Source organism: Micromonospora sp. NPDC000442 (genome assembly GCF_042898635.1).
Classification (GTDB): domain Bacteria; phylum Actinomycetota; class Actinomycetes; order Mycobacteriales; family Micromonosporaceae; genus Micromonospora.
In genome coordinates, this window is record NZ_JBIAYZ010000019.1 from 34,686 (window position 1) to 59,870 (window position 25,185).

At 71.1% G+C, this 25,185-nt stretch carries 25 protein-coding genes and 3 pseudogenes; 7 read left to right on the forward strand and 21 right to left on the reverse strand.

The genetic code is table 11. The features are described from left to right. Nucleotides 1-107: 107 nt before the first annotated feature. A complete protein-coding gene (locus ACFY2A_RS24710) occupies nt 108-971 on the forward strand; it encodes a DUF4097 domain-containing protein (RefSeq protein ID WP_387174948.1) in 864 nt (287 codons plus the stop codon). Here ACFY2A_RS24710 and ACFY2A_RS24715 read toward each other — a convergent pair. The 13 genes and pseudogenes from ACFY2A_RS24715 to hrcA all read right to left on the reverse strand — a co-directional run bounded on the left by ACFY2A_RS24715 (nt 958) and on the right by hrcA (nt 12,554). Next, nucleotides 958-2,097, reverse strand: coding sequence for an acyltransferase (locus ACFY2A_RS24715; RefSeq protein ID WP_387174951.1), 1,140 nt, complete (start codon nt 2,095-2,097; stop codon nt 958-960). The genes ACFY2A_RS24710 and ACFY2A_RS24715 overlap by 14 nt on opposite strands. A gap of 171 nt (nt 2,098-2,268) precedes the next feature. Then, nucleotides 2,269-3,165 (reverse strand): GTPase Era, encoded by an 897-nt coding sequence (gene era, locus ACFY2A_RS24720; protein ID WP_363925091.1) that lies wholly within the window; start codon nt 3,163-3,165, stop codon nt 2,269-2,271. 76 nt (nt 3,166-3,241) lie between these two features. Continuing rightward, nucleotides 3,242-3,619, reverse strand: coding sequence for a cytidine deaminase (locus ACFY2A_RS24725; RefSeq protein ID WP_387174953.1), 378 nt, complete (start codon nt 3,617-3,619; stop codon nt 3,242-3,244). Continuing rightward, nucleotides 3,612-4,994, reverse strand: a complete 1,383-nt coding sequence (locus ACFY2A_RS24730; protein ID WP_387174955.1) for a hemolysin family protein — start codon at nt 4,992-4,994, stop codon at nt 3,612-3,614. Before ACFY2A_RS24730 ends, ACFY2A_RS24725 begins: the two co-directional genes overlap by 8 nt. Then, complete coding sequence (gene ybeY, locus ACFY2A_RS24735; protein WP_363925093.1) at nt 4,994-5,464, reverse strand: rRNA maturation RNase YbeY; 471 nt, start codon at nt 5,462-5,464, stop codon at nt 4,994-4,996. Before ybeY ends, ACFY2A_RS24730 begins: the two co-directional genes overlap by 1 nt. Before the next feature lie 15 nt (nt 5,465-5,479). Next, nucleotides 5,480-5,836 (reverse strand): annotated as a pseudogene (locus tag ACFY2A_RS24740) (PhoH family protein); the annotation flags it as partial. 264 nt (nt 5,837-6,100) lie between these two features. Beyond that, a pseudogene (locus ACFY2A_RS24745) lies at nt 6,101-6,649 on the reverse strand (LAGLIDADG family homing endonuclease); the annotation flags it as partial. 115 nt (nt 6,650-6,764) lie between these two features. Continuing rightward, nucleotides 6,765-7,603, reverse strand: a pseudogene (locus ACFY2A_RS24750) (PhoH family protein); the annotation flags it as partial. A 183-nt stretch (nt 7,604-7,786) separates the two neighbouring features. Further along, nucleotides 7,787-9,175, reverse strand: coding sequence for a serine hydrolase domain-containing protein (locus ACFY2A_RS24755; RefSeq protein ID WP_387174958.1), 1,389 nt, complete (start codon nt 9,173-9,175; stop codon nt 7,787-7,789). Next, nucleotides 9,172-9,531 carry a histidine triad nucleotide-binding protein gene (locus ACFY2A_RS24760; RefSeq protein WP_363925095.1) on the reverse strand — a complete coding sequence of 120 codons (360 nt, stop codon included), beginning with the start codon at nt 9,529-9,531 and terminating at the stop codon, nt 9,172-9,174. The genes ACFY2A_RS24755 and ACFY2A_RS24760 overlap by 4 nt, the downstream gene beginning before the upstream one ends. Nucleotides 9,532-9,576: 45 nt before the next feature. Then, the gene (locus ACFY2A_RS24765) at nt 9,577-10,311 is read right to left on the reverse strand and encodes a 16S rRNA (uracil(1498)-N(3))-methyltransferase (protein ID WP_363925096.1); all 735 of its coding nucleotides are present in this window, start codon (nt 10,309-10,311) and stop codon (nt 9,577-9,579) included. 1 nt (nt 10,312) lies between these two features. Further along, the gene (dnaJ, locus tag ACFY2A_RS24770; protein ID WP_387174961.1) at nt 10,313-11,458 is read right to left on the reverse strand and encodes a molecular chaperone DnaJ; all 1,146 of its coding nucleotides are present in this window, start codon (nt 11,456-11,458) and stop codon (nt 10,313-10,315) included. Nucleotides 11,459-11,531: 73 nt separating this feature from the next. After that, the gene (gene hrcA, locus ACFY2A_RS24775; RefSeq protein ID WP_387174963.1) at nt 11,532-12,554 is read right to left on the reverse strand and encodes a heat-inducible transcriptional repressor HrcA; all 1,023 of its coding nucleotides are present in this window, start codon (nt 12,552-12,554) and stop codon (nt 11,532-11,534) included. A gap of 210 nt (nt 12,555-12,764) precedes the next feature. On the opposite strand from hrcA, the gene ACFY2A_RS24780 reads away from it, so the two are divergent. Beyond that, nucleotides 12,765-13,361, forward strand: coding sequence for a DUF4870 domain-containing protein (locus ACFY2A_RS24780; RefSeq protein ID WP_387174965.1), 597 nt, complete (start codon nt 12,765-12,767; stop codon nt 13,359-13,361). Nucleotides 13,362-13,387: 26 nt separating this feature from the next. Here the strand turns inward: ACFY2A_RS24780 and hemW are convergent, their stop codons facing one another. Beyond that, on the reverse strand, nt 13,388-14,611 hold the full coding sequence (hemW, locus tag ACFY2A_RS24785) for a radical SAM family heme chaperone HemW (protein WP_387174967.1): 1,224 nt from the start codon (nt 14,609-14,611) through the stop codon (nt 13,388-13,390). A 20-nt stretch (nt 14,612-14,631) separates the two neighbouring features. On the opposite strand from hemW, the gene ACFY2A_RS24790 reads away from it, so the two are divergent. The 3 genes from ACFY2A_RS24790 to ACFY2A_RS24800 all read left to right on the forward strand — a co-directional run bounded on the left by ACFY2A_RS24790 (nt 14,632) and on the right by ACFY2A_RS24800 (nt 17,623). Further along, on the forward strand, nt 14,632-15,420 hold the full coding sequence (locus ACFY2A_RS24790) for an enoyl-CoA hydratase-related protein (protein WP_363925100.1): 789 nt from the start codon (nt 14,632-14,634) through the stop codon (nt 15,418-15,420). 118 nt (nt 15,421-15,538) lie between these two features. After that, the gene (locus ACFY2A_RS24795) at nt 15,539-16,498 is read left to right on the forward strand and encodes a hypothetical protein (RefSeq protein ID WP_363925101.1); all 960 of its coding nucleotides are present in this window, start codon (nt 15,539-15,541) and stop codon (nt 16,496-16,498) included. Nucleotides 16,499-16,717: 219 nt separating this feature from the next. Continuing rightward, on the forward strand, nt 16,718-17,623 hold the full coding sequence (locus ACFY2A_RS24800) for a phytanoyl-CoA dioxygenase family protein (RefSeq protein ID WP_387174969.1): 906 nt from the start codon (nt 16,718-16,720) through the stop codon (nt 17,621-17,623). 87 nt (nt 17,624-17,710) lie between these two features. Here ACFY2A_RS24800 and ACFY2A_RS24805 read toward each other — a convergent pair whose 3' ends face one another. The 5 genes from ACFY2A_RS24805 to ACFY2A_RS24825 all read right to left on the reverse strand — a co-directional run bounded on the left by ACFY2A_RS24805 (nt 17,711) and on the right by ACFY2A_RS24825 (nt 22,022). Further along, entirely contained in the window at nt 17,711-18,355 is a 645-nt protein-coding gene (locus ACFY2A_RS24805; protein WP_387174971.1) for an MOSC domain-containing protein, read from the reverse strand. Nucleotides 18,356-18,528: 173 nt separating this feature from the next. After that, the gene (locus ACFY2A_RS24810; RefSeq protein WP_093407532.1) at nt 18,529-18,816 is read right to left on the reverse strand and encodes a GlsB/YeaQ/YmgE family stress response membrane protein; all 288 of its coding nucleotides are present in this window, start codon (nt 18,814-18,816) and stop codon (nt 18,529-18,531) included. Between the two features lie 283 nt (nt 18,817-19,099). After that, entirely contained in the window at nt 19,100-19,390 is a 291-nt protein-coding gene (locus ACFY2A_RS24815; RefSeq protein ID WP_363925103.1) for a GlsB/YeaQ/YmgE family stress response membrane protein, read from the reverse strand. A 129-nt stretch (nt 19,391-19,519) separates the two neighbouring features. Further along, nucleotides 19,520-21,394 (reverse strand): translation elongation factor 4, encoded by a 1,875-nt coding sequence (gene lepA, locus ACFY2A_RS24820; protein ID WP_363925104.1) that lies wholly within the window; start codon nt 21,392-21,394, stop codon nt 19,520-19,522. A 94-nt stretch (nt 21,395-21,488) separates the two neighbouring features. Beyond that, on the reverse strand, nt 21,489-22,022 hold the full coding sequence (locus ACFY2A_RS24825) for a DUF4240 domain-containing protein (protein WP_387174974.1): 534 nt from the start codon (nt 22,020-22,022) through the stop codon (nt 21,489-21,491). Between the two features lie 87 nt (nt 22,023-22,109). Here ACFY2A_RS24825 and ACFY2A_RS24830 point away from each other — a divergent pair, with 87 nt between their 5' ends. Next, nucleotides 22,110-23,096, forward strand: a complete 987-nt coding sequence (locus ACFY2A_RS24830; protein WP_387174976.1) for a phosphotransferase family protein — start codon at nt 22,110-22,112, stop codon at nt 23,094-23,096. Nucleotides 23,097-23,282: 186 nt separating this feature from the next. Next, complete coding sequence (gene rpsT / locus ACFY2A_RS24835) at nt 23,283-23,549, forward strand: 30S ribosomal protein S20 (RefSeq protein WP_363925107.1); 267 nt, start codon at nt 23,283-23,285, stop codon at nt 23,547-23,549. Between the two features lie 104 nt (nt 23,550-23,653). Here the strand turns inward: rpsT and ACFY2A_RS24840 are convergent, their stop codons facing one another. Both ACFY2A_RS24840 and holA read right to left on the reverse strand, forming a co-directional pair. Next, nucleotides 23,654-24,094, reverse strand: coding sequence for a hypothetical protein (locus ACFY2A_RS24840; RefSeq protein WP_363925108.1), 441 nt, complete (start codon nt 24,092-24,094; stop codon nt 23,654-23,656). Beyond that, nucleotides 24,091-25,071, reverse strand: coding sequence for a DNA polymerase III subunit delta (gene holA / locus ACFY2A_RS24845; RefSeq protein ID WP_363925109.1), 981 nt, complete (start codon nt 25,069-25,071; stop codon nt 24,091-24,093). The genes ACFY2A_RS24840 and holA overlap by 4 nt, the downstream gene beginning before the upstream one ends. Nucleotides 25,072-25,185: the final 114 nt, after the last annotated feature.

A 25,185-nucleotide genomic window follows, 5' to 3' on the forward strand; every position in this document is an offset into this window, starting at 1 on the left:
GCCGAAAATCAGGTCCGACCCCGGGTCGGAATTCAGGGTCCGCTCGGGGTCGCCGTGCCGGCGAACCCGGATGCGCGCCCGGTCACGCCGGTCGTAGCGTGCTCGGCATGGCTTCGCACCGGACCAGCACCGTCTCCCGGCCCACCGTCGCAGATCGGCACACCGCCCTGCGCCGAACCATCGCCCGTCGAGGGAGCACTGCGCGCCGGACCGGCATGGCGATCGCCGCGACCGCCGCCCTCATCGTCCTGGTCGGGTGCGACAACCTGTCGTCCCGGCGGCTGGACTTCGACACCACCGAGTCCGCCCGGATCACCGCGATCCAGGTGCTGCCCGGTGCCGGCGACGTGGTGGTCCGGGCGGACGGCGGGGCGGACGAGGTACGCGTCAAGCGCGTGGTGCGCTACCAGGGTGGCCAGCCGGACGCGACCTACGAGATCAAAGGCGCGGAGCTGGTGCTGGACACCTCCTGCGGCCCCCGGTGCAGCGTCTCCTACGAGGTGACGGTCGGCGAGGGGGTGAGCGTACGGGGCGAGACCGGCTCCGGGAACGTCAACCTCAGCCGCGTCGGCCAGGTGGATCTCAAGGTCGGCTCCGGTGACGTGCGGGTGGCCGCGGCGACCGGCGCGGTGCGGGTGGAGACCGGCTCGGGCGACATCGAGGTGCACGACGTGACGGCGTCCGTCGTCATGCGGGCCTCCTCCGGAGACGCGACCGGAAGCCGCCTCGGCGGCAGGGTGGACGCGGAGACCAAGTCCGGCAACATCACCCTCGAACTGGACAAGCCCGCCTCCGCACGGGCGCACGCGTCGAGCGGCAACGTCGACCTGACCGTGCCGGAGGGCGCGTACCAGGTCCGGTCGAAGGTCGGCTCCGGCCAGATCGAACTGGGTGTGGCGCACGATCCGTCCGCAACATCAGTTCTGGACCTGCGTACCGGCAGCGGCGACATCACCGTCACCTCGCGATGACGTCCCCACTCCGGCCACGCTGTTCCGGCACCGGCGTCGCCCGACGCTCAACCGGCCCGTCGCTCGGGTCGTCGTCGCCGCCGGTGCGGGACTCCGCGTGCCGGCGGACGGGGCGCGACGTCGGGCGACGGCCGCCGGGAATCAGCTCGGGCGGACGCTGCGCCGCGACATCCTCGACCCAACCCACCACCGCGGTCACCAGGCCCACCAGCAGGAAGACCAGGGCCACCCGGATCGCCAGGCCCAGCAGATCCTGATGCGACCAGCCGACCACGTCGACAAGCGGGGTCAGCGCCACCACGAACGCCATGTGCCACAGATAGATCGTCAACGCCCGCCGGTTCAGCACGGTGACCGCCCGGCCGAACACCGCGTTGCGGTCCACCCAGGCCGCGGTCGCCGGTGCCCGACCCAGTGCCACCAGGATGAACGCGGCCGACCAGAGCGCGTTGCCGAGCGGAATGTCGTTGAGGTCGTAACCACGCGGACCCTGGTGAGTCAGGATCCAGGCCCCGCCCACCGCCGCGAGCGCGACCGCGGTCGGCACCAGAATCCAGACACTCAGGCGGCGCAGCATTCCGCTCTGGTGGGCGAAACCCAACAGCCAGGCCCCGAAGTAGAGCCCGAAATGGCGCAGCACGACCGGCGGATTCTGGTAGATGCCCAACTCGATTACCAGCAGCAGGCAGTACGGAGCGAGCAGGGTGGGCACCGGGAAACGGCGGAACAGCCACAGCGCGGCCGGTGAGGCGAGAACGAACCACAGATAGTCACGCAGGTACCAGATCGGGCTCAGCGCCAGCGCACCCCAGTAGTTCGCCGGTGGGTCGGCCACCGGAAATAGCCAGAGCAGCACCGCCGGGGTGAACGGCAGCCCGGTGAGCAGCATCGCCGGCACGAAGATCGCAGCGACCACCCACAGCGACGGCAACAGCCGCCGCAGTCGCCGGCCGACCGCCATCGGCCCGGACCGCGACAGGGACGCGGCCATCAGCGAACCGGCGAGCGCGAACATCACCGACATCGCCGGGAACATCAGCGTCAGCGATCCCCAGCCGGTGACGTGGTAGACGACGACCCGCACGATGGCCAGGGCGCGCAGCAGGTCCAGGTATCTGTTTCGCATCAGCCTGCATCTGTGTCGGGGGCGCGGAGGCTCTTGCTTCCCTACCCTCCGTTGCCCGGCGACGAACCGACCAGAGACCCACTGCGATAGTGAAACTTCCCATATGCCTGACCGGTCCAGATCAGACGATCCGGTGCCGGTCGTCCGATTTCACCGATCCGCCGGATCGACTCAGAACCCGAGCTTGCGCAACTGCTTCGGGTCGCGCTGCCAGTCCTTGGCCACCCGTACGTGCAGATCGAGGTAGACCTTCGTACCCAGCAGCTCCTCGATCTGCCGTCGCGCGGCGGTGCCGACGCCCTTGAGCCGAGCGCCCCGATGCCCGATGACGATCGCCTTCTGGCTGGGCCGCTCCACGTACACGTCGGCGTAGATCTTCGTCAGCCGGCCCTCCGGAATCATCTCCTCCACCACCACGGCGATGGAGTGCGGCAACTCGTCCCGGACCCCCTCCAGCGCGGCCTCCCGGATCAGCTCCGCCACCAGCACCTGCTCCGGATCGTCGGTGAGCATGTCGTCCGGGTACAGCTGCGGCGACTCGGGGAGATAGCGCGTCATCACCTCGACCAGGGTGTCCACCTGGTGCCCGGAGACCGCGCTGACCGGCACGACCTCGGCGAAATCCCCCAGCTCACTGACGGCGAGCAACTGCTCGGCCAGCCGCTTGCGATCGACCAGGTCGGTCTTGGTGACCACCGCCAGCACGGTCGCCTTCAGCTCGGCCAACTCCCCGGTGATGAACCGGTCGCCACGGCCGATCGGCTCGTCGGCCGGGATACAGAGGCCGATCACGTCGACCTCGCTCCAGGTCTGCCGCACCAGATCGTTGAGCCGCTCGCCCAACAGGGTGCGAGGACGATGCAGGCCCGGGGTGTCGACCAGCACGAGCTGCGACTCCGGCCGGTGCAACACCGCCCGGATGATGTGCCGGGTGGTCTGCGGCTTGTTCGACGTGATCGCGATCTTCTGCCCGACGATGGCATTGGTCAACGTGGACTTGCCGGCGTTTGGCCGCCCGACGAAACACGCGAAACCCGCCCGATAGGCGCGTCCGCTGCGTTCGCTCATGACGCCGCTCCGCTACGCTCCGCGCCGCCATGAGGCACCCACGCACCGCGCCTGACGATTCGCTCGCTGAGCTCGCTCATTCGGTCACCGTGCCGAGCACCGTGCCGTCCGGTCCGGCCACGTGCACCGGCGCGTCGGCGGCCAGGTCACGCACGGCCGCGTAGCCGGCACCGTCCAGGGTGGACGCTTCGGTCACCACCACCGCAGCCTCCAACCGGGTGGCACCCGCCGCAGCCGCCGAGGCGACCGCCAGTTGCAGCGCGGTGATGGTCAGCGAGGGCAGCGACACGCTGGCCGCCGCGTACGTCCGACCGTCCTGGTCCCGGACCGCGGCGCCCTCCACGGCGCCCACTCGGCCCCGGGCACCCCGGGCGAGGATGACCAGCTTGCCGTCCTCGGCGCTCAGTTCGGAGCCGGAGGACCGGACGGCCGGTACGGCGGGTGACTCAGGCATCGGCGGGCTGCCTCTCCTCGGATCGGTCGGTGTCGGAACGGGACGCGGTCGGCCTGCCGCCCGGATCGTCAGTGGTGTCGGTCGGCTCCACCCGACGCACCAGCACCGTGTCGATCCGGTTGCGGCGGCCGGTGGTGCCCTCGGCGACCAGTCGCAGGCCGGCCACCTTGACCTGCGCACCCGGAATCGGCACCCGACCCAGGGCCTGGGCTAGCAGACCACCCACGGTCTCCACCTCGTCGTGCGGCAACTCGGTGTCGAACAGCTCGCCGAGATCCTCGACCGGCAGCCGGGCGGTGACCCGCACCGCGCCGTCCGGCAACTGCTCGACCGGTGGGCGCTCGACGTCGTACTCGTCGGTGATTTCCCCGACGATCTCTTCGAGAATGTCCTCGATGGTGACCAGGCCGCCGGTGCCGCCGTACTCGTCCACCACGATGACCAGGTGGTTGCGGGCGGCCTGCATCTCCGACAGCAGATCGTCGACGGGCTTGGACTCGGGCACGAAGGTCGCCGGCCGCATCAGCTCGGCCACCGGCAGCTGACGGTCCTCGACGGCCCCGCCCTGGGTACGCCGGATCAGGTCCTTGAGATAGAGGATGCCGAGCACGTCGTCCACGCTCTCGCCGATCACCGGGATCCGGGAGAAGCCGGAGCGCAGGAACAACGCGAGCGCCTGGGAGAGGTTCTTGCCCGATTCGATCCACACCATCTCGGTACGCGGAACCATCACCTCGCGGGCGATGGTGTCACCGAGTGCGAAGACCGAGTGGATCATCTGCCGCTCGCCGTGCTCCACCACGCCCCGCTGCTCGGCGAGGTCGACCAGCTCACGCAGCTCGACCTGAGTGGCGAACGGCCCCTCCCGGAAACCACGTCCCGGAGTGACCGCGTTACCGATCAGGATCAGCAGAGAGGCCAGCGGGTTGAGCACCCGGCCCAGCCAGCGCACCAGCGGTGCGGCCGAGCGGCCCACCGCGTACGCGTGCTGCCGGCCCAGGGTGCGCGGGCCCACACCGACCACGACGAAGCTGACCACGGTCATCGCCCCCGCGGTGACCAGCGCCGCCCGCCAGCCCGCGCCGAAGGTGTCCACCGCCACCAGCGCCACAAGCGTGGTGGCGGTCAGCTCGGCGAGCAGCCGGAGCAGCAGCAGGAGATTGAGGTGCCGGACCACGTCACCGGCGACCGTCTGGAGAGTACGCGCTCCCCGGATCCCCTCACGGGCAAGTTCGGCCGCCCGGGCCGGGGAGACCGCGGCCAGGGCGGCCTCGGTCATCGCGATCAGGCCCGCGAGCACCACCAGCCCGGCAGCGAACACGAGCAGTTGCAGGTCGGGTAGGCCGGTGGCGGCCGCGGCCAACGAAGTGTCCATCACCGGGGGCGGGCCGACCGCCAGCTCGCCAGCAACCGGGCCTGGAGCCCGAACATCTCCCGCTCCTCCTCCGGCTCCGCGTGGTCGTAACCGAGCAGGTGCAGGACACCGTGCACGGTGAGCAGATGCAACTCGTCAGCGGTGCTGTGCCCGGCGGTGGCCGCCTGCTTCGCCGCCACCTCCGGGCAGAGCACGATGTCGCCGAGCAGCGCCGGTTCACCACCGGCGGCAACCTCACCCGGCCCGTGGTCGACGCTGCCCTCGTCCATGGGGAAGGCCAGCACGTCGGTCGGGCCGTCGCCGCCCATCCAACGATGGTTCAGCTCGGTCATGTAGTCGACGTCCACCAGCAACACGGAAAGCTCGGCGAGCGGGTTGACTCCCATCTCGTCGAGTGCGTGCCGGGCGACGGCGAGCACGGCGTCGGTGTCGACCTCGGCACCGGACTCGTTGGCGATCTCGATGGACAACTGTCTTCCCTCGGTCTAGCGGCGCCGGCCGCCGCGGTTGCCCTGGGCGCTGCGCCCGGACACCGCGTGCACGCCCTGCGCCTGCTGGTTCTCGGCGTCCCACCGCGCGTACGCGTCGACGATCTCTCCGACCAACCGGTGACGTACCACGTCGGCGCTGGACAGCTGCGCGAAGTGCACGTCCTCGACACCTTCCAGGATGTCCCGGACGACCCGCAGCCCGCTGGTCGTCCCACCGGGCAGGTCGACCTGGGTGACATCGCCGGTGACCACGATCTTGGAGCTGAAGCCGAGCCGGGTGAGGAACATCTTCATCTGCTCGGGAGTCGTGTTCTGCGCCTCGTCGAGAATGATGAACGCGTCGTTGAGCGTGTTGTGCGTGACCAGGAAGTCATCGGTGACATAGAGCGAATCTTCCGCCGCCACCTGGATGCACATCGTCTCCTGGACACCAGCGGGGACGATCGAGTCGATGAAACGCATCGGTCGGCCGCCGCCGCACTCTTCGTACCGCTGGCGCTTACGCGCCAACCGGAACGGCGCTACGCCCTCCGGCAAGCGGATCTCCACGACGTAGGCGTCCGACCGGTACGCGACCGGTCGACCGTTGGCCAGGCCAGGCTTGCGACCCTCGGCCTCTCGAACGCGCCACGTCGCCACGCCACCGAGTGACTGGACCAGGTGGACGACGTCGTCGCGGAGTCGGGGAGAGGTCGTCGAGTACTGCACCCGGCAGGTACGTCCCGCCTGGACGACCGGCCCGCCGTCGGTGTCCAGCAGCCCCTGCAGGACGGCCAGTCGGACATTGACGCTGTTCTGAAGATATCCGGAAGGCACGAACTTGGTGCCCGACTTCGTCCCGGCCAGACCCAGCTCGCGGAGCGCGACCGTCACCGGGTTAGCGACGATCACACCGCCGCGGTGACCCTTGGTGTGCCGGAGCACATAGTCGTGTTCGCTCTTGCGGTGCAGCTCGATGTCGACGAGGTTGTCCTCCACCGCCCGGGCGAGCTCAGGGTCCGCCGTGGTGAACCCGGGCGTCGTGCGGCACGAGATCGACCCGTCTCCGAGCAGCAGGCCGAGGACGTACGGATCGAGCGGAACGTCCTGCGGTTCCAGCTGGACCGGAGCTACCACCGGGAGTTCGTACCGGCGAATGTACCCCCGCCGCTCCTGCCCGATCATCTCCTGGGTCTCGAGCGTGCGTCGGCGACCACGCCGTTTGTCCTCGGGCGTGGCGACGGTCCAGAGGTGATCACCGCAGCACAGGGTGGAGGCCCCGTCCTGCGTGGTCACCCGGTAGACCTGCTTGGGCCCCTGCGGGTAGATCCCGATCACCGGAGTCGGCTTGCCATTCGAGCCGATCACCAGGTCGCCGATCTGGAGTGAGCCGAACCGCTTGAAGCCTTCCGGCGTCAGTACGCGGGCATCGTACGGCTGCGCCCGCCCCCTCATATATGCCAGGGGGGCCACCTCGATCGTCCCGGCCGCCATCAGTTTCGGGATGGTCTCCGGGTCGAGCATGTCGTGCAGCGCGTCGTAGAGCGGGCGTAGATAGGGGTCGATCTTCTCGTTGAGCGTGCCGGGCAGGAAGCCCAGCCGCTCACCGGCCTCGACCGCCGGCCGGGTCAGGATGATCCGGTTGATCTGCTTGGCCTGCAACGCCTGCACCGCCTTGGCCATGGCGAGGTAGGTCTTACCGGTACCCGCCGGGCCGATGCCGAAGACGATGGTGTGCCCGTCGATCGCGTCGACGTAGCGCTTCTGCCCGAGCGTCTTGGGGCGGATGGTGCGCCCGCGCCGGGAGAGAATGTTGAGGGTAAGGACCTCGGCGGGCCGCTCCGTGCCACCCTGTTCGAGCATGCCGACGGTACGCCGGACGGCATCTGTGGTCAGGGTCTCGCCTTTCTCGATGAGTTCGAGCAGCTCGCTGAAGAGCCGCTCGGCGAGGGCGTTGTCGGCGGGAGCGCCCGTGATGGTGATCTCATTGCCACGCACGTGCACGTCACTGTTCACCGAGCGCTCGACCAGTCGCAGGATCTCGTCACCCGCGCCGAGCAGGTTGACCATGATCTTCGAATCGGGAACCGTGATCCTGGTCTGCACCCGGGGCGGGCCGGGAGGTGGGGTGCCGGTCATAGGTCGGGCCCGAGGGCCCTGCGCCACCTGCTCTCGATCTCGGTGCCGGGCCCGTGGCACGGCGTGCGGACGTTGCCACCATCGTATCGGGTCAACGGCGGGGACACGCTGCCCATTTCCGCCGCTGCGACGCGCCGACACGACCGGACACAGCAGGGCATTCCACCCCGATGAACCGCCCGGTCAGCTGCGGAAGTCGAAGCCGTCGAAGGTCTCCTGGCGGCGGGTGAACCGGTAGGTCGCCCAGTGCATCCGGAGCACCACACCAGCGGAGTCCCGGGTCAGCCGGAGCAGCTCGCCGTTCTCCCGGCCGGAGACGGTACGGAACACGTCCGGCTGGTCCGGCACCGGGGCGAACACCGCCGGTGGCTTCCCCGGGGGATCGCCGGCGGCACGGGCACGCAGGGCCCCCTCGTGCCACGAGAAGACGTACTCGAAGCCCTCGCCCCACCAGCGGCCGAGCAGCCCGCGCACGTCCGGCGGCGCCGGATCGCCGGGACGCCACGGGTCGATGTCGGCCGGATCGTGCTCGACCGCGGCGGCGAGCAGCCGGTGCGGCAACTCCAGCAGCTCGACGGCGGTGCCGGAGGAGCCCAGTACGGCGGCGCCGAACGCCCCCGGGGTGCCCTCGCCGCCCCGGCGGCCGTACGCCCCGGCGAGGAAGCCGGGCATCGCCCCGTCGTGCCCGACGTGCACCACCCGATCCCCCTGTGGCACCAGGATCAGGCCGAGACCGAACCCGCCGGCCCACAGCGCCTCGTCGGTGACCGTGACCGGCCAGCGCATCTCGTCCAGCGTGGCCGGGTCGAGCACCCGACCTGCCGCGTCCAACGCCGCCGGGTCGGCCAGGAAGGCGGCCCACCGGGCCATGTCGGTCGCCGTGCTCCACAGTTGCGCGGCGGGGCTCACCGCGCCGAAGTCGGTGGGTGGCTCCGGACGCGCCTCGTCGGAGTACGCGTCGACCAGGAACCCGGTGGCGGCGCGCGGACCCGGGGTGGTTGTGGTGGAGGTGATCCCGAGCGGGGTCAGCACCCGCTCGGTCAGCACCTCCGCCCAGGTGCCGCCGCGTACCTGCCCGACCAGGTGGCCGAGCAGTGCCATGCCGAGATTCGAGTAGTGGTAGCGGCGCCCGGTGGGCAGCACCCGCTCGGCCCGGGCCAGCTCGGCGATCAGCTGACCGGTGTCCGGCGCGCGTAGCGTGTCCCAGACGTCGCCGTACGGTTCCCGTTGCAGGCCGGCGGTGTGCGACAGCAGCCGACGCACGGTCAACTCGCCGTGCGCCGGCAGGTCGAGGTGCCGCCGCAGCGGGTCATCGAGGTCGAGCAGCCCGTCGTCGCGGCACTGCATGACCAGTACGGCGGTGAACGTCTTGGTCACCGAGCCGATCCGGAACCGGGTCTGCTCGTCCAGGGCCGTGTCGTTGCCGGTGCCGCCGGCGGTGCACGTCCACAGCGGCCGGTCGGCGCGATGCACCGCAGCCGAGATCGCCGGCACCCGGGCCTGTGCCTGGACCTGGCGCACCATCCGGCCCAGACGACCGGCGGCGGAGGTGCGGCCGGCGGCGGAGGTCATCCGAGGTCCCGGGCCAGCATCGGGCCGAGTGGTGCGCCGCCGAGTACGTGGGCGTGCACGTGGAAGACCTCCTGACCGCCGTACGCCCCGGTGTTGAACATCAGCCGGAACCCGTCGCCGAGCAGCCCCTCGTCCTCGGCCACCGCGGCGGCCGTGGCCAGCACCTCGCCGGCCAGCGCCGGATCACCCTGACCGAGGGTGGCCACGTCGGCGTAGTGCTCCTTCGGTACGACCAGCACGTGTACCGGCGCCTTCGGGTCGATGTCGCGGAAGGCGAGCGTGGTGGGCGTCTCGCGGACCACGGTGGCCGGAATCTCTCCGGCGACGATGCGGCAGAACAGACAGTCGCTTCCCATCCGGGCAGTGTAAGGAAGGGATCCCCGGCGATGTCCGCGCGAGGCTCACCAACGCAGCAGGCGGGTGGCGAGGACCGCCAGGGCGGCCACGCCCGCGGTGGAGGTGCGCAGCACCGAGGGGCCGAGCCGCACGGGTCGGGCGCCGGCTTCCTGGAAGGCCGACAGCTCGTCCGCGGTGATGCCGCCCTCCGGGCCCACCACCAGCACGATCTCGCCGTGCTCGGGCAGCTCGACGGTGGTCAGCCGGTCGGTTGCCTCCTCGTGCAGCACGTAACCGGCCGCCGCCCCGGCGATCCGGCGCGTCACCGATGCGGTGGTCTCGTCCGGCGCTCCCGCCACCACCGGCAGCCACGCCCGGCGGGCCTGTTTCGTGGCTTCCCGGGTGGTGGCGACCCACCGGCTGCGGGCCCGTACGCCCCGGTCGCCGCGCCACTGCACCACCGACCGGCCCGCCGCCCAGGGGACGATCTCGTCCACGCCCGCCTCGGTCATCGCCTGCACTGCCAGCTCGCCCCGGTCGCCCTTGGCGATGCCCTGGACCACCACCAGCCGCGGGTTCGCGGCGTCGACGTACCCCCGGTCGGTCACGTCGAGGTCGAGGGTGCCCCGGCCGACGGCGGTCACCACGGCGGTGGCCGTGCCGCCCCGCCCGTCGGCGAGCAGCACCTGTTCGCCGGCGCGCAGCCGTTGCACGGTGGCGGCGTGGTGGCCCTCGGGGCCGTCCAGCACCATCGAGGCGGCGGTCGGCAGCGACTCGACCAGGAACAGCGGGGCGGACACGTCAGGCGTGGCCGTTGAAGGCGTCGCGCATCCGGGAGAAGAACCCGCCCTGCTTGGTCAGCTCGGCGACCTCCTCGCCACGGGTCTTGGCGAACTCGCGCAGCATCCGTTCCTGCTCGGCGTCGAGCTTCGTCGGAGTCCGCACGTCCAGGTGGACGTAGAGGTCGCCCCGCCCGGCGCCGCGCAGGTGCGGTACGCCACGGGCCCGCAGCCGCAGGGTGCTGCCCGGCTGGGTGCCCGCCTTGACGTCGACCGGTTCCTCGCTGTCGAGCGCCTTGATGGTCAGCCGGGTGCCGAGCGCGGCGGCGGTCATCGGCACGGTGACCCGGCAGTGCAGGTCGTCGCCCTTGCGGGAGAAGACGTCGTGCGGCCGTTCGTGGATCTCCACGTAGAGGTCCCCGGCGGTGCCGCCGCCCGGGCCGACCTCGCCCTGCTGGGCGAGGCGGATGCGCATGCCGTCCTCCACCCCGGCAGGGATCTTGACGGTCAGCGAACGACGGGTGCGTACCCGGCCGTCACCGGCGCAGGTCGGGCAGGGGCTCGGGATGGTGGTGCCGTAACCCTGGCAGACCGTGCACGGCCGGGCGGAGACCACCTGCCCGAGGAAGGTGCGCTGCACCGACTGCACCTCGCCCCGGCCACCGCACGCCTCGCAGGTGGCCAGGTGGGTGCCGGCGGCGGTGCCGGCACCGGAGCAGGTGGTGCAGAGCACGGCGGTGTCGACGGTGATCGGCGCCTCGACGCCGAAGGCGGTCTCCTGGAGGTCCAGTTCCAGGCGCAGGATGGCGTCGGCGCCGGGGCGGGTACGCGGACGCGGGCCTCGCCCGGCGCCGGTGGCACCACCGAAGAACGCGTCCATGATGTCCTGGAAGCCGACGAAGGGGCCGGCCCCGCCGGGGCCACCCGGACCGCCGGGCCCGCCTCCGCCGGGTGCCAGCGGATCCCCGCCGAGGTCGACGATCTGCCGTTTCCGATCGTCCGAGAGGACCTCGTACGCGGCGTTGATGTCCTTGAACTTCTCCTGTGCCTCCGGATCCGGATTCACGTCCGGATGGAACTGGCGCGCCAGCTTGCGGTAGGCGCGCTTGATCTCGTCATCGGAGGCACCCTTGCTCACGCCGAGAATGCCGTAGTAGTCCCTGGCCACTGCGTTCCGTGTCCTCGTGTTCGTCTCGAGTTACGCCGTTCGGCGGCGGCAGCCTGCCGTCGGCCCTGACTTGTCAGTTCTGGGCCAGCAGCTCGCCCACGTAGCGTGCCACGGCCCTCACCGTGGCGATGGTTCCGGGGTAGTCCATCCGGGTCGGTCCCAGCACGCCCATCCCCCCGACGATGGTCGCGCCCGGGCCGTATCCGGTGCTGACCACGGAAGCCGCCCGCAGGTTGTCGTACTCGTTCTCGTCGCCGATGCGCACCCGCAGTGTGCTCGGCTCCACCTCGCCGATGAGCTTGAGCAGCACGACCTCCTCCTCAAGTGCTTCAAGGATCGGACGCAACGAGCCCTGGAAGTCGAGCAGGCCGCCCCGGGCGAGGTTGGCGGTGCCGGCCAGAGCGAGCCGCTCCTCGTGCCGTTCGACGAGCGTCTCCAGCAGCACCGTGGACAGGGTGGTCATCGCCGGGCGCAGGTGCGGCACGCAGTCCTCGATGAGGGCCTGCACCAGCGGCGGGGTCTCCGACAGGCGGACGCCCACCAGTTTCTCGTTGACCAGCCGGCGCAGGTCCAGCACGTCGTCGGCGAGGACCGGCGCGGGCAGCTCGACGAGTCGCTGCTCGACCCGGCCGGTGTCGGCGATCATCACCAGCATCAGCCGGGTGGTGGAGATCGGCACCAGTTCCAGGTGACGCACCCGGGATCGGGCCAGGCTCGGGTACTGCACGACGGCGACCTGCCGGGTCAGCTGCGCCAGCAGCCGCACCGTGCGGTGCACCACGTCGTCGAGGTCGACGGCGCCGGCCAGGAAGCGCTCGATCGCCCGGCGCTCGGCCGGGCTGAGCGGCTTGACCCGGCTCAACCGGTCGACGAAGAGTCGGTAGCCACGGTCGGTGGGCACCCGCCCCGCGCTGGTGTGCGGCTGCCGGATGTAGCCCTCGTCCTCCAGCACGGCCATGTCGTTTCGGACCGTGGCCGGCGAGACACCGAGTTGGTGCCGCTCGACCAGCGACTTGCTGCCGACCGGCTCCTGGGTGGCGACGTAGTCCTCGACGATCGCCCGGAGCACGGCGAGCTTCCGGTCGTCCAGACCCATCCTTGCCACCTCCTGTCGCAGGTCAGCCCGCAGCGTCACGGCCACCAGAGGAACACTCTGGCACTCGACTGTAGCGAGTGCCAGTCTACGTCGGCGTCCCCGTCCACGCGATGATCAAGTCGGCACGCCCGTCATCGAACCGATCGGTGGGTTGACACTCGCCGGTGTCGCTCTGGTGCGCCGTTGCCGGTGGCACCTACCGTGACCCCCATGACTGAACCACCTCGTCCCCCGGACTCCGGCGACGAACCCACGACACCACTGTCCGGTTCGCCTGGCCAGGGCGGCTATCCCCCGCCCGGCGGCTATCCACCTCCCACCGGCGACCAACCGCCGCCGGCCGGCTACCCCCCACCCGGGGGCTACCCGCCGCCCGGCGGTTACCCGCCGCCGCCCGGGGCCCCCGGTGTCGGCTACCCGACCGGCGGTTACGGCGCTCCTGGCGGTGGCTACGCCAACAACGAGGACAAGACCTGGTCCCTGATCGCGCACTTCGGCGGCCCGCTCGGCGTGGTCGTCGGTGGCGGGCTCTTCGGCTGGGTGGCGCCGCTGATCGCGATGATGACCCGCGGGCAGCAGTCCCCGGTCGCCCGGGCCCATTCGGTGGCCGCGCTGAACTTCCAGCTCACCTGGGCCATCGTCGGCGTGCTGAGCTGGGTGCTCACCATGATCACCTGCGGCATCCTGTTCTTCGCGCCGATCATCGCCGGGATCGTGCCGGTGATCTTCGGCATCATCGGCGGGGTCAAGGCCAACGAAGGGGTGCTCTACCAGTACCCGATGACGTACGCCTTCGTGAAGCGCTGACCGGCCGGCTTACCTGGTGACGGGGGTCAGGGCAGCAGGTCGCGAACCACGGCGTCGGCGAGCAACCGGCCGCGCAGGGTGAGCACGGCGCGGCCGGCGGCGTGGGCGGGCTCGGCGAGCAGCCCCTCGGCCAGCGCCCGCGCCGCGCCCGCCCGCCCGGCGTCGGTAAGCACGTCCAGTGGCAGGCCGGAAGCCAGCCGCAACCGGAGCATGACGTCCTCCATGTGCGCCTCGTCGCCGGTGAGCACCTCCCGGGCCTGCCCGGGTGACGCCCCGGCGGCGAGGCGTCCCGCGTACGCGGCGGGATGTTTGACGTTCCACCAACGCACTCCGCCGACGTGGCTGTGTGCCCCCGGCCCGAGGCCCCACCAGTCACCGCCGGCCCAGTAGAGCAGGTTGTGCCGGCAGCGCGCGTCCGGCGTGCGGGCCCAGTTGGAGACCTCGTACCAGGAGAAACCGGCCGCGCCGAGGGCGGACTCGGCGGCCAGGTAGCGGTCCGCGGCCACGTCCTCGTCCGGGTAGGGCAGCTCGCCACGGCGCATCCGGGCGGCCAGCCGGGTGCCGTCCTCGACGATCAGGGCGTACGCGCTGACATGGTCCACGCCCGCGGCCACCACCTCATCCAGCGAGGCGGCGAAGTCCTCGGCCCGCTCCCCCGGTGTCCCGTAGATCAGGTCGAGATTGACGTGGTCGAAGCCGGCGTCGCGGGCCTCCAGCGCGGCGGCGGTGGCCCGGCCGGCATGGTGCCGGCGGTCGAGCACGGCGAGCACCCCGGGCGCGGCCGACTGCATGCCCAGCGAGATCCGGGTGTACCCGGCCGCGCGCAACTCCTTCAGCGAGGTGGGCGTCACCGATTCCGGGTTGGCCTCGGTGGTCACCTCCGCGTCGGCGGCCAGCCCCCAGGTCCGGTCGATCGCGTCGAGGATGCGGGCCAGGTCGTCGGCGGGCAGCAGGGTGGGGGTGCCGCCGCCGACGAAGACCGTGTCCACCCGGGCCGGCGGGGCCTCGCCCAGCACCCGGGCGGCGAGCGTCAGTTCCGCCAGCACGGCGTCGGCGTAGGCCTCCCGGCTCGCGCCGCCGCCCAGCTCGTCGGCGGTGTACGTGTTGAAGTCGCAGTAGCCGCAGCGGCTCGCGCAGAAGGGCACGTGCACGTACACCCCGAAACCCCGGGCGCCCACGGACGCACGGGCGGACGCGGGCAGCGACCCGTCGACGGGGACGGGCTCGCCTGCTGGAAGGACGCCGGGCATGGCCACTAGTGTGCCCTGGCATGACCTCTCCCGACGCGCTCGTGCGGGTCGCCACGGCCCACGGGGTGACCACGCTCACCCTGGACAGTCCGCACAACCGCAACGCGCTCTCCACGCCGCTGATGACCGAACTGCTGGCCGGACTGTCCGCCGCGGTCGCCGACGACGCGGTCCGGGTGATCGTGCTCGACCACACCGGGCCGGTCTTCTGCTCCGGAGCCGACCTGAAGGAGACCGCGGCGGCGTACGCCAGCGGCACGGTGCCCGCCGGGATGCTGGGTGACGTGCTCGCGGCGGTCCGGGAGTGCCCGAAGCCGGTGCTGGCGAGGGTCGCCGGCCCGGCCCGGGCCGGCGGCCTGGGTCTGATCGCGGCGGCCGACCTGGCAGTCTGCACGGCCGAGGCCACGTTCGCCTTCACCGAGGTGCGGATCGGGGTGATCCCCGCGGTGATCTCCGCGACGGTGCTGCCCCGCCTGACCAGCCGGGCGGCAGCCGAGCTGTACCTGACCGGCGACACCTTCGACGGCCGGCGGGCGGCCGAGATCGGCCTGGTCACCGCCGCGGTGCCGGCAGAGGAACTGGATGCCACGGTGCAGCGGTACTGCGACTCGCTGGTACGCGGGGCCCCGGCGGCGATGGCCGGTGCGAAGCGACTGCTGCGCCGCCCGGCCGCCGTCGACCTGCGCGCCGACCTGGCCGAGCTGGCCGAGCTGTCCACCGGGTACTTCCTGTCGGCGGACGGGATCGAGGGGGTCACCGCGTTCCGGGAGAAGCGGCCGCCGCGCTGGGTGGCGGAACTCGGTAGGTGAGGTACGGCCGGGACGGGGAACCTCGCGTTGCGCGTGGGCGCCACAGGAGGTGGGAACCGGTCGGACGACCCGAACGGGTCGATCAGGGACGTACGCTTGGCGGACCTTGACACAGGAGGTGCGGGTGCGAACTCGGGCTGTCGCGACGGGCTTCGTGGTCCTCGTCCTGATCGCCGCGATCGGGATGATCGTGGTGCTGAGGCAGGCCGGTGAGGGGCTACGGCTGCCGCTGGCCGGCCGGGCCTGCACGGTGCAGGCCGACGGCGAGGTGACGCTCGACTCGCAGCAGATGGCGAACGCGGCGACCATCGCGGCGATCGGCGTGCAGCGCGAGATGCCCGAGCGGGCGGTGGTGGTGGCGCTCGCCACCGCGTACCAGGAGTCCGGGCTGCGCAACCTGACCGGTGGTGACCGCGACTCCGTGGGGCTGTTCCAGCAGCGACCGAGCCAGGGCTGGGGCACACCGGCCCAGATCCGCGACCCCCGGTACGCGGCGGGGAAGTTCTACGCGGCGTTGAAGAAGGTGCGCGGCTGGGAGGACATGCGGGTCACCGACGCCGCGCAGAAGGTGCAGCGCTCGGCCTTCCCGGAGGCCTACGAGAAGTGGGCCGACGAGTCGCAGGTGCTCACCCGGGCGCTGCTCGGTCACGCCACCACGGCGGTCACCTGCGCGGTGGGCGGCGACCCGGTGATGCGCGGTGCCGCCGCCATCGCCGCGCTGACCAAGGGACTGGCGCTCGACTGGGGCCTGGTGGCCGTCGCCTCCGACGACGACCGCCCGGCAGGCAGGAGCTACTTCAGCTCCGCCGTCGACAACTACGGCAACCCGACCCTGCTGAAAGTGGGGATCAACGACTTCGAGCGGAGCCCCGCCGGCAGCCTGATGACGTCCCCCGAGGGCGTACGGGCCGGCTGGCGGTACACGCACTGGCTGGTCTCCCACGCCAAGGAGCACGGGGTGAAGCGGGTGACCTATGACGGCCGGGAGTGGACCGCCAAGCGCGGCGCCTGGAAGCGGTTGCCGGACAGCGACCGGGGCGACACGGAGGTTCTCGCCGAGGTCCACGCCGACGTCTGAGCGACCCCCGATCTTTTTACCCGCAGTCACCGCAAGATCCGGCAATTCGGCACGTAAGGCCGCGTCTCGCCACGTTGGGTGACGTGCGGTAGTCAGGCAACCGCCTTCAGTCGCCGTGCCTGTGGAAAGGTCGCGGGGTGCCCCCCGGGCCATCCGGACGCGCGTTACGATCGGCGGCCTGTGCCAGAAATGGTTTCACCTCTTGGGGAGGGGTACGACGTGGCGTTCGACTACGGCGACCGGACCGGCTACGAACCGATCAGTGACGTCGACCGCAAGGAGTTTCACGAGCAGGGCTTTCTCCTGCTGCGGAACGTCCTGACCGAGGATCACCGGGCCGCTCTGGAGGCCGCGGTCGACCGGGTGTACGAGGAGGAGAAGGCCAAGGGCACCACCACCAAGGACGGCACCCTGCACCTGCTGGGCTTCCTTGAGCGTGACGAGCTCTTCGGCGAGCTGCTCACCCACCCGATCGCCTTCCCCTACATGTGGGGGCTGGCGGGCTGGAACATCTACACCCACCACAACCACCTCGACGTCACGCCGCCGGCGTCGGAGCCCGAGAAGCCGTACTGGGGTTGGCACCAGGACGGGTACCGGCAGAACTCCGACCCGGAGACGATGGACCCGAACCTGCCGCGGCCGATGTTCTCGCTGAAGGTCGCCTACGTGCTCTCCGACCTGTCGGAGAAGGGCCGGGGCGCGACGAAGGTGATCCCGGGCAGCCACCTGTGGAACTCGCTGCCCCGCCCGACGGACCTGAGCGTGCACAACCCGGATCCCGAGGGCACGGTCGAGATCACCGCCAACCCGGGTGACGCCTTCATCTTCGACCGCCGCCAGTGGCACTCCCGGTCGACCAACCTGTCGAACATCACCCGCAAGATGCTGTTCGTCGGTTACACCTACCGGTGGATCCGCCCGCTCGACGAGCTGCACCCCGACAAGGACGGCGAGTGGTACCGCAACCGCACGCCGGTGCAGCGCCAGTTGCTCGGTGAGGGCACCCACACGGCCAACTACTGGGGCATCAACTGGGACGGCTACATCGACGACGAGATCCCGCTGCGCAAGGAGCTCAAGCAGCGCGGTCTGCTCAACCGCAGCATCCCCTGGCTCCGCTGACCGGACCGTGACGACAGGCCCCGTGGGCCACGCCTGGACGTGGCTCACGGGGCCTGTCGCGTCACCTCGGGACGACGCGCCGGTCCGTCAGCCGGCCGGTTCGCCCAGGCGGCGACGCGCCTTCTCACGGATCGGCTCGGGCAGGTCGTCGGCCGCCAGCAACCGGGGCAGCAGCGCCGGCTCCAGGCTGAGCGCCCGGAACACCTCGCCGAGGGTCACCCCGTGCGCCGGCCGGTGCACGATCTCGATCGGATCGCCGGCGCCCACCGCGCCCTCGCGCACCACCCGCAGGTACGCGCCGGGGGTCGCGCGGGCGGTGAACCGCTTGATCAGATCCGGTACGCCCCAGAATCCGGCAAAGGTGGTGCACGGCGTCCGCGGCATGGTCACCTGGAGCAGCACCTCACCGACGGCCCACTGCTCGCCGATCACGGCGCCGGTCACGTCGACCGCGTACGTGGTGAGGTTCTCGCCGAAGCCGCCGGGGCGGATGGTGCGCCCGAGGTCCGCCTCCCACCAGGCCGCGTCCTCCCCCGCGTACGCGTAGACAGCCTTGTCCGGACCACCGTGGTGGGTCCGTTCGCCGATGAAGTCGCCGGCCACCCCGTCGACGCGAAAGAGCACCGGAGCATCGGCCGGCCGCTTGTCGATGCCGCTGCGCCCGCTCGCGTCACCAGCCCACGCCGCCTCGGTCACGATGCCGACGTTCACCGATGCCACCCTGCCCGTCATGATCACATCCTACGGGAGCGACCTCGTCACGCCACGGCCCTCGCCCGCCGCCGGTGGTCAGGTCGGTCGCGGCACGGGGGCGGGCCGGCCGCCTCGCCTGGGCACGAAGTTGGGCGTACGAACGCGAAAGGCACCCGACCACGACGGTCGGGCGCCTTTCGACGGTTCAGCTGTTACCGGTGGGTGACACCCCGGCGGTTGCGGCCCACGCCGGCGACCAGCGCCACGGCGACGGCGGCCAGCAGCACCTGGAGCATCAGCTCCCGCCAGTCGATACCGGCGGTCTCGGCGAAACCGGACGCACGGGCGATCACGGTACCGAGCAGCGCCGCACCGACACCGATGAGCATGTGCAGCCAGATCGGCATGTTCTGACGGCCCGGCACCACCAGTCGGCCCAGCGCACCGACGATCAGACCAACGATCAGGGCGGTGATGATGCCCCAGACGGTGAGCTCCATGGTCGCTCTCCTTCACAAAGACGTTCCACAATGTGTGGCGTTCCTGTCGTGACCGCCTAATGCCCGACCCACGAAGATCCCAAACCGGCTTTTCCGTCCGAGAGGTCACGACGACTCCGAAAGATCGCGGCCAGCGACTCTTCGCCGCGATGCCGTGAGCTACGGCCAACGCCGACGGGGGTCGACACGCCGATCGGCCGGTCTGGTCAGGCCGCGAGCGAGCGGGCCCGAACGCCGACGGGCGCCCGGCCGGGTGGCCGGGCGCCCGTCGAGGCGGAGTCGGTTACCGATGGGTGACGCCGCGACGGCGACTGCCCACGCCGACCACCAGCGCGACCGCGATCGCGGCCAGGGCGACCTGGACGGCCAACTCGGCCCAGTCGATACCGGCGGTCACCGTGGCGATGCCCATCGCACGGGCGAGCACGGTGCCGAGCAGCGCCGCACCGACGCCGATGATCATGTGCAGCCAGATGGGCATGTCCTGCCGGCCCGGTACCACGAGACGGCCCAGCGCGCCGATGATCAGACCCACGAACAGCGCGGTGATGATGCCCCAGACGGTGAGCTCCATGGCGGATCTCCTTACCCGGAATATGTCATTTGGGGGGTTCCTGTCCTCTCGGTCAGATTCCCTCGACGACGAATCCCCAAACCGCCCGCGCCGGACGCCCCTAGGCAAGCAGGCGCCACCCCGGGTCGGTCACTTCTTTCCGCTCGCCTTGCCGTCGGAGTCGGAGGAGAGCGCGGCGATGAACGCCTCCTGCGGGACCTCCACCCGGCCCACCATCTTCATCCGCTTCTTGCCCTCCTTCTGCTTCTCCAGCAGCTTGCGCTTACGGCTGATGTCACCGCCGTAGCACTTGGCGAGCACGTCCTTACGGATGGCGCGGATGGTCTCCCGAGCGATCACCCGGCTGCCGATGGCCGCCTGGATCGGCACCTCGAACTGCTGGCGCGGGATGAGGTTGCGCAGCTTCGCCGCGATGGTGGTGCCGTACGCGTACGCCTTGTCCTTGTGCACGATGGCGCTGAACGCGTCCACCGGCTCGCCGTGCAGCAGGATGTCGACCTTCACCAGGTCGGACGCCTGCTCGTCGGTGGGCTCGTAGTCCAGCGAGGCGTAGCCCTTGGTGCGGCTCTTGAGCTGGTCGAAGAAGTCGAAGATGATCTCGGCCAGGGGCAGCGTGTAGCGCAACTCCACCCGGTCGGCGGAGAGGTACTCCATGCCGAGCAGGTTGCCCCGCCGGCCCTGGCAGAGCTCCATCACCGCACCGACGTAGTCGTTCGGCGTCAGCACGCTGGCCCGCACCGTCGGCTCGTACACCTCGGCGATCTTGCCGGTCGGGTACTCGCTGGGGTTGGTGACCACCACCTCCTGGCCATCCTCCTGGATCGCCCGGTAGACCACGTTCGGCGCGGTCGAGATCAGGTCCAGGTTGAACTCCCGCTCCAGCCGCTCCCCGATGATCTCCAGGTGCAGCAGGCCGAGGAAGCCGCAGCGGAACCCGAAGCCGAGCGCACCCGAGGTCTCCGGCTCGTAGGTGAGCGCGGCGTCGTTGAGCTTGAGCTTGTCCAGCGCGTCGCGCAGTGCCGGGTAGTCCGAACCGTCGATCGGGTAGAGACCCGAGTAGACCATCGGCTTCGGGTCCTTGTACCCACCGAGCGGCTCGGCGGCCGGCCGGTTGTTGATGGTGACAGTGTCACCGACCCGGGACTGCCGGACGTCCTTCACCCCGGTGATCAGGTAGCCGACCTCACCGACGCCGAGCGCCTCCGCCTTCACCATCTCCGGCGAGATGACCCCGATCTCCAGCAGCTCGTGCACCGCGCCGGTGGACATCATCTTGATCCGGTCCCGGGCGCTGATCTGACCGTCGATCACCCGCACGTAGGTGACCACACCCCGGTAGACGTCGTACACCGAGTCGAAGATCATGGCGCGGGCCGGAGCATCGGCGTCACCTACCGGCGGGGTGAACTGCCGGACGATCTCGTCGAGCAGGTACGGCACGCCCTCACCGGTCTTGCCGGAGACCTTTATGCAGTCCGCCGGGTCACCGCCGATCAGGTGGGCCAGTTCCTCGGCGTACTTCTCCGGCTGGGCGGCCGGCAGGTCGATCTTGTTGAGCACCGGGATGATGTGCAGGTCGTTCTCGAGCGCGAGGTACAGGTTCGCAAGCGTCTGCGCCTCGATGCCCTGGGCTGCGTCGACGAGCAGGATGGCACCCTCGCAGGCGGCCAGCGACCGGGACACCTCGTAGGTGAAGTCGACGTGACCAGGCGTGTCGATCATATTGAGCACGGCCTGCTCGCCGGCCCGCTCGCCCTCCCGGATCGTCCACGGCATCCGGACCGCCTGGCTCTTGATGGTGATGCCGCGCTCGCGCTCGATGTCCATCCGGTCGAGGTACTGCGCGCGCATCTGCCGCGGGTCGACCACACCGGTGAGCTGCAACATCCGGTCGGCCAGGGTCGACTTTCCGTGGTCGATGTGAGCGATGATGCAGAAGTTCCTGATCCGCCCCGGGTCGGTGGCACCAGGAGCGTTCGCGCCGGGATCGAGCGTCGGTGGCACAGCGGTCCGTTCTGGTCGGCTGACGTGAGCGGGCCGGCACGCGCCGGCCCCCTCTATGCTCCCATGTCCCCGGCTGGCATCGGCCGGGCGTCCGTCACTCCTGCGGCGGCTCGACGAAGAGGGTGGCGAGCCGGGGCAGCCTACGGCGGGCCTCCTCCTCGTCGTCGAAGTCCCAGAAGTCGTTCAGGTCGGGCTGCGGCGTCGCCGCGCGCTCCCCCGGCAGGTCGGTCGCGGTGGCCCTGCGGTACGCGTCCCACGGCACCGCGAGCATGTCCTCGCACTCGAACTCCTCGCCGCTGAGCGAGGCGGACCGGATCTGCGGCAGCTCGGCAAGCGAGTCCGGATCGGCGACCGCCCGGGCGAAGACCTCCCGTCCCTGGGTCATCAGCCAGCCCCGGAAGTACTCGAATCCGTCGTCGGAAGCGCCACCGTTGATCAGGTACGCGGCGCCCCACAGATCGACCCGGTAGGACGCGGCCAGGACCCGCTGCTGGTGGTGGGCGTACCCGACGATCTCCTCGGGGTCGCGGGCGGCGAGCAGCGCGACGGCCCGGGCGGCGATGGCATCCGGCTCTCCCCCGCCGGTGCGGGCCCGGTCGATCAACTGCCAGAAGTCGTCGGTCCTCATGGTCCGGCAGTCTGGCAGACACCACCCCGGGTGCCCGGATCCGCGCCAGATGTCGCCGCCGGACCGGGCACCGGGCAGCATGGTCAGGTGAGCTTCGCCTCCCCGCCCGCCGTGCCGTACCACGCCACCGCGCAGCGGCCCGAGTGGTCGGCCCTGCCGGCGCGGCTGCGGGCCGCAGTGGCCACCCGGCTGGGCGCCCCGGTGGTCCAGGCCCGGACCGCCGGTGCCGGTTTCACCCGGGGGTTCGCCGCGCTGCTGCGCACCGCCGACGGGCAGGGCGCGTTCGTCAAGGCCGCGCCCCACGCCGAGCAGCCGCACCTGGTCGACTGGTACGCCCGGGAGGCCGCGATCCTCACCCGGCTGCCGGCCAGCCTGCCGGTGCCCCGCCCGCGCTGGACGCTGTGGGAGGCGGGCTGGTACGTCCTGTGCCTCGATCCCGTCGACGGTCATACCCCCCGGCTGCCCTGGGACCGTGCCGAGCTGAGCGCCACCCTCACCGCCTTCACCGACGTCACCGAGGCGCTCGCCGAACCGCCGGCCGAGTTGACCGCCCTCGGCCTGCCCCACCTCGCCGACCTGGCACGCGACGACATCCTCTGGTGGGGCGAGGTCGCCGCCGGCCGGGAACCGGTGCCGCCGCTGCCCGCCCCGGCCCGGGGACGGCTGGCCGAACTGGTCGCGCTGGAGTCGCGCCTGCCCGGGTACGCCGCCGCCGCGACCGGACTGACCCACGGCGACCTGCGGGTCGACAACGTGCTGATCGACACCGTCGGCACGGCCTGGTTCTGCGACTGGTCGTGGCTGTGCCACGGGCCGGCCTGGTTCGACCTGGTCACCCTGCTGATCACCGGGTACGCGGGCGGGTTGGACGTCGATTCGCTCTTCGCCGCCCATCCGGCCGCGGCCGGCGCACCCGACGACGCGCTGGACGTCACGCTGGCCACCCTGGCCGGCTACCACCTCACCGCCGCCACGTCGGCACCGCCGACCGCGTCGAGCCACCTGCCGGCGCACCAGCGGTGGACCGGCGGGCAGGCCCTCGCCTGGCTGGCGCACCGCCGTGCCTGGGCCTGACCGTCGCCGCGTCCGCTCGGTCGACCGTGCCGGTGTCGGACCGGTCGGCCTGGCACCGGCGACCGCTGCGGTGCCGTTTTGGCCCGCCCGAACCGGACCTGGTAACCTGGCTCTTCGCGCAGCGATGACGCATGTTCGTCGCGCGCACAAGCTGACCAACCCGAGCTATCAAGACGAGGCTGTCGCGTGGCGAACATCAAGTCCCAGATCAAGCGCAACCGGCAGAACGAGAAGCGCCGGCTGCGTAACAAGTCGGTCAAGTCGTCGCTGAAGACCGCCATCCGCAAGTTCCACGAGGCCGCCGAGGCCGGTGACGTCGAGAAGGCCACCGTCCTCATGCAGGACGCCTCGCGCAAGCTGGACAAGGCGGTCAGCAAGGGCGTCATCCACGGCAACCAGGCCGCGAACCGCAAGTCCGCGATCGCCAAGCGCGTCGCGTCGCTCGCCTCCTGAGCCAGCGCCCAGACCTGACGGAAGCCCCGAGGCACCGCCTCGGGGCTTCCGCACGTCCATCCGCCCGGCATTGATCCGTTCCGGTCCGGCGGCGCGCGCCCTGATCAGGACCCAGGTTCGGTGGTTTCCGGCCGAGACCCGACGTCACTGCGCTCCGCCGGCTCGGACCGCACCACGACGCCGGGCACGCTGTGCCGTAGCCAGTCGACCCGGGCCCGCCCGACCACCGGCTCCATCTGCTGGCGGAACCGGTCACGTTCCTGCTCGGGTACGGCTGCGGCGGAGCGCACCACCGCAGCGGCCACCAGGTCGTTGAGCTTGACCATCACGGCCACCGCGGCCGGTAGCACGAGCACCGCCCACCAGGTCACCAGTTCGGCGAGCGCGAGCAGCGCCGCCAGCGCGATCGTCCCCTCGAAGAAGATGAAGCAGAGCACCCCACCCGGGTTGACGAACCGCAGGCCGAGCGCCCGCGCGTAGAACGGACGGTACCGCTCCTCGTCGGCCGGGATCGTGGCCCACGAGCCACGGAGGGCTCCGCTCACCTGGCGCCGCCCTGCCGGGCGGCAGCCACCGAGAAGACCGCCTTCTCCAGCGCGTACGCCCGGTCGTCGGAGCCGCCCTTGACGGCCGCGTTGCACTCGGCCGCCGCCCGCATGGCCAGGACCAGCCCGTCGGGGGTCCAGCCACGGGCCTGCCGTTGGGCCCGTTCGACCTTCCACGGCGGCATGCCGAGGCTGCTGGCCAGCTGGTACGGGCTGCCCCGGCCCGCCGAAGCGACCCGGGCGACCGTACGGATGCCGTCGGCGAGGGCGTCGGCGATCGGTACCGGATCCACCCCCACGTGCAAGGCCCAGCGCAGTGCCTCCAGGGCACCCGGGAGGTCACCGATCATCGTGGCGTCAGCCACCGTGAACCCGCTGACCTCCACCCGGCCCCGATAGTAACGCGCCACCGTGTCGGCACCGATCCGGCCGTCGGTGTCGGCGATCAGTTGGGAACAGGCTGCCGCGAGTTCGCGCAGGTCGTTTCCGACGGCGGCGATCAGTGCTTCGGCGGCGTCGTCCGTGCACCGTCCACCGGCCCGGCGGATCTCGTCGCGGACGAAGGCCACCCGGTCACGGTGTCCCTTGAGCTTTGCGGCGGGCACGACCCGGGCACCGGCCGACTTCAGGCCGTCGGCGAACGCCTTGCCCTTCGCGCCCCCGAGGTGCGCCACCACGAGCTGCACCTCCGGGTCGGGGTTCTTCGCGTACGCCAGCAGGGCGGCGACCAGGTCCTTGCGGGCGTCCTGACCGGACCGGAGCACCAGCACGCGACGCCCGCCGAACAGCGACGGGCTGAGCATCTCGTCGATCTCACCGACGGTGAGCTGACTGGCCTGGTATTCCCGCACGTCGACGGCGGGGTCGGCGGCACGGGCGGCGACAACGGTTTCGGACACCGCGCGCGTGGCGAGCAACTCCTCGTCGCCGAGGACGAGCACAATAGGAGCGGCACTGGCGGCGGTCACGCCGCCCATATTCGCACGCGCGGCCGGCCGGTCCAGCCTGCTCGTCGTTACTCTGCCGGCAGACCCCGCACTCAGCGCAAATCCAGACATACGTCTTATCTTCCGCTTTTCGCGCTAAATTAC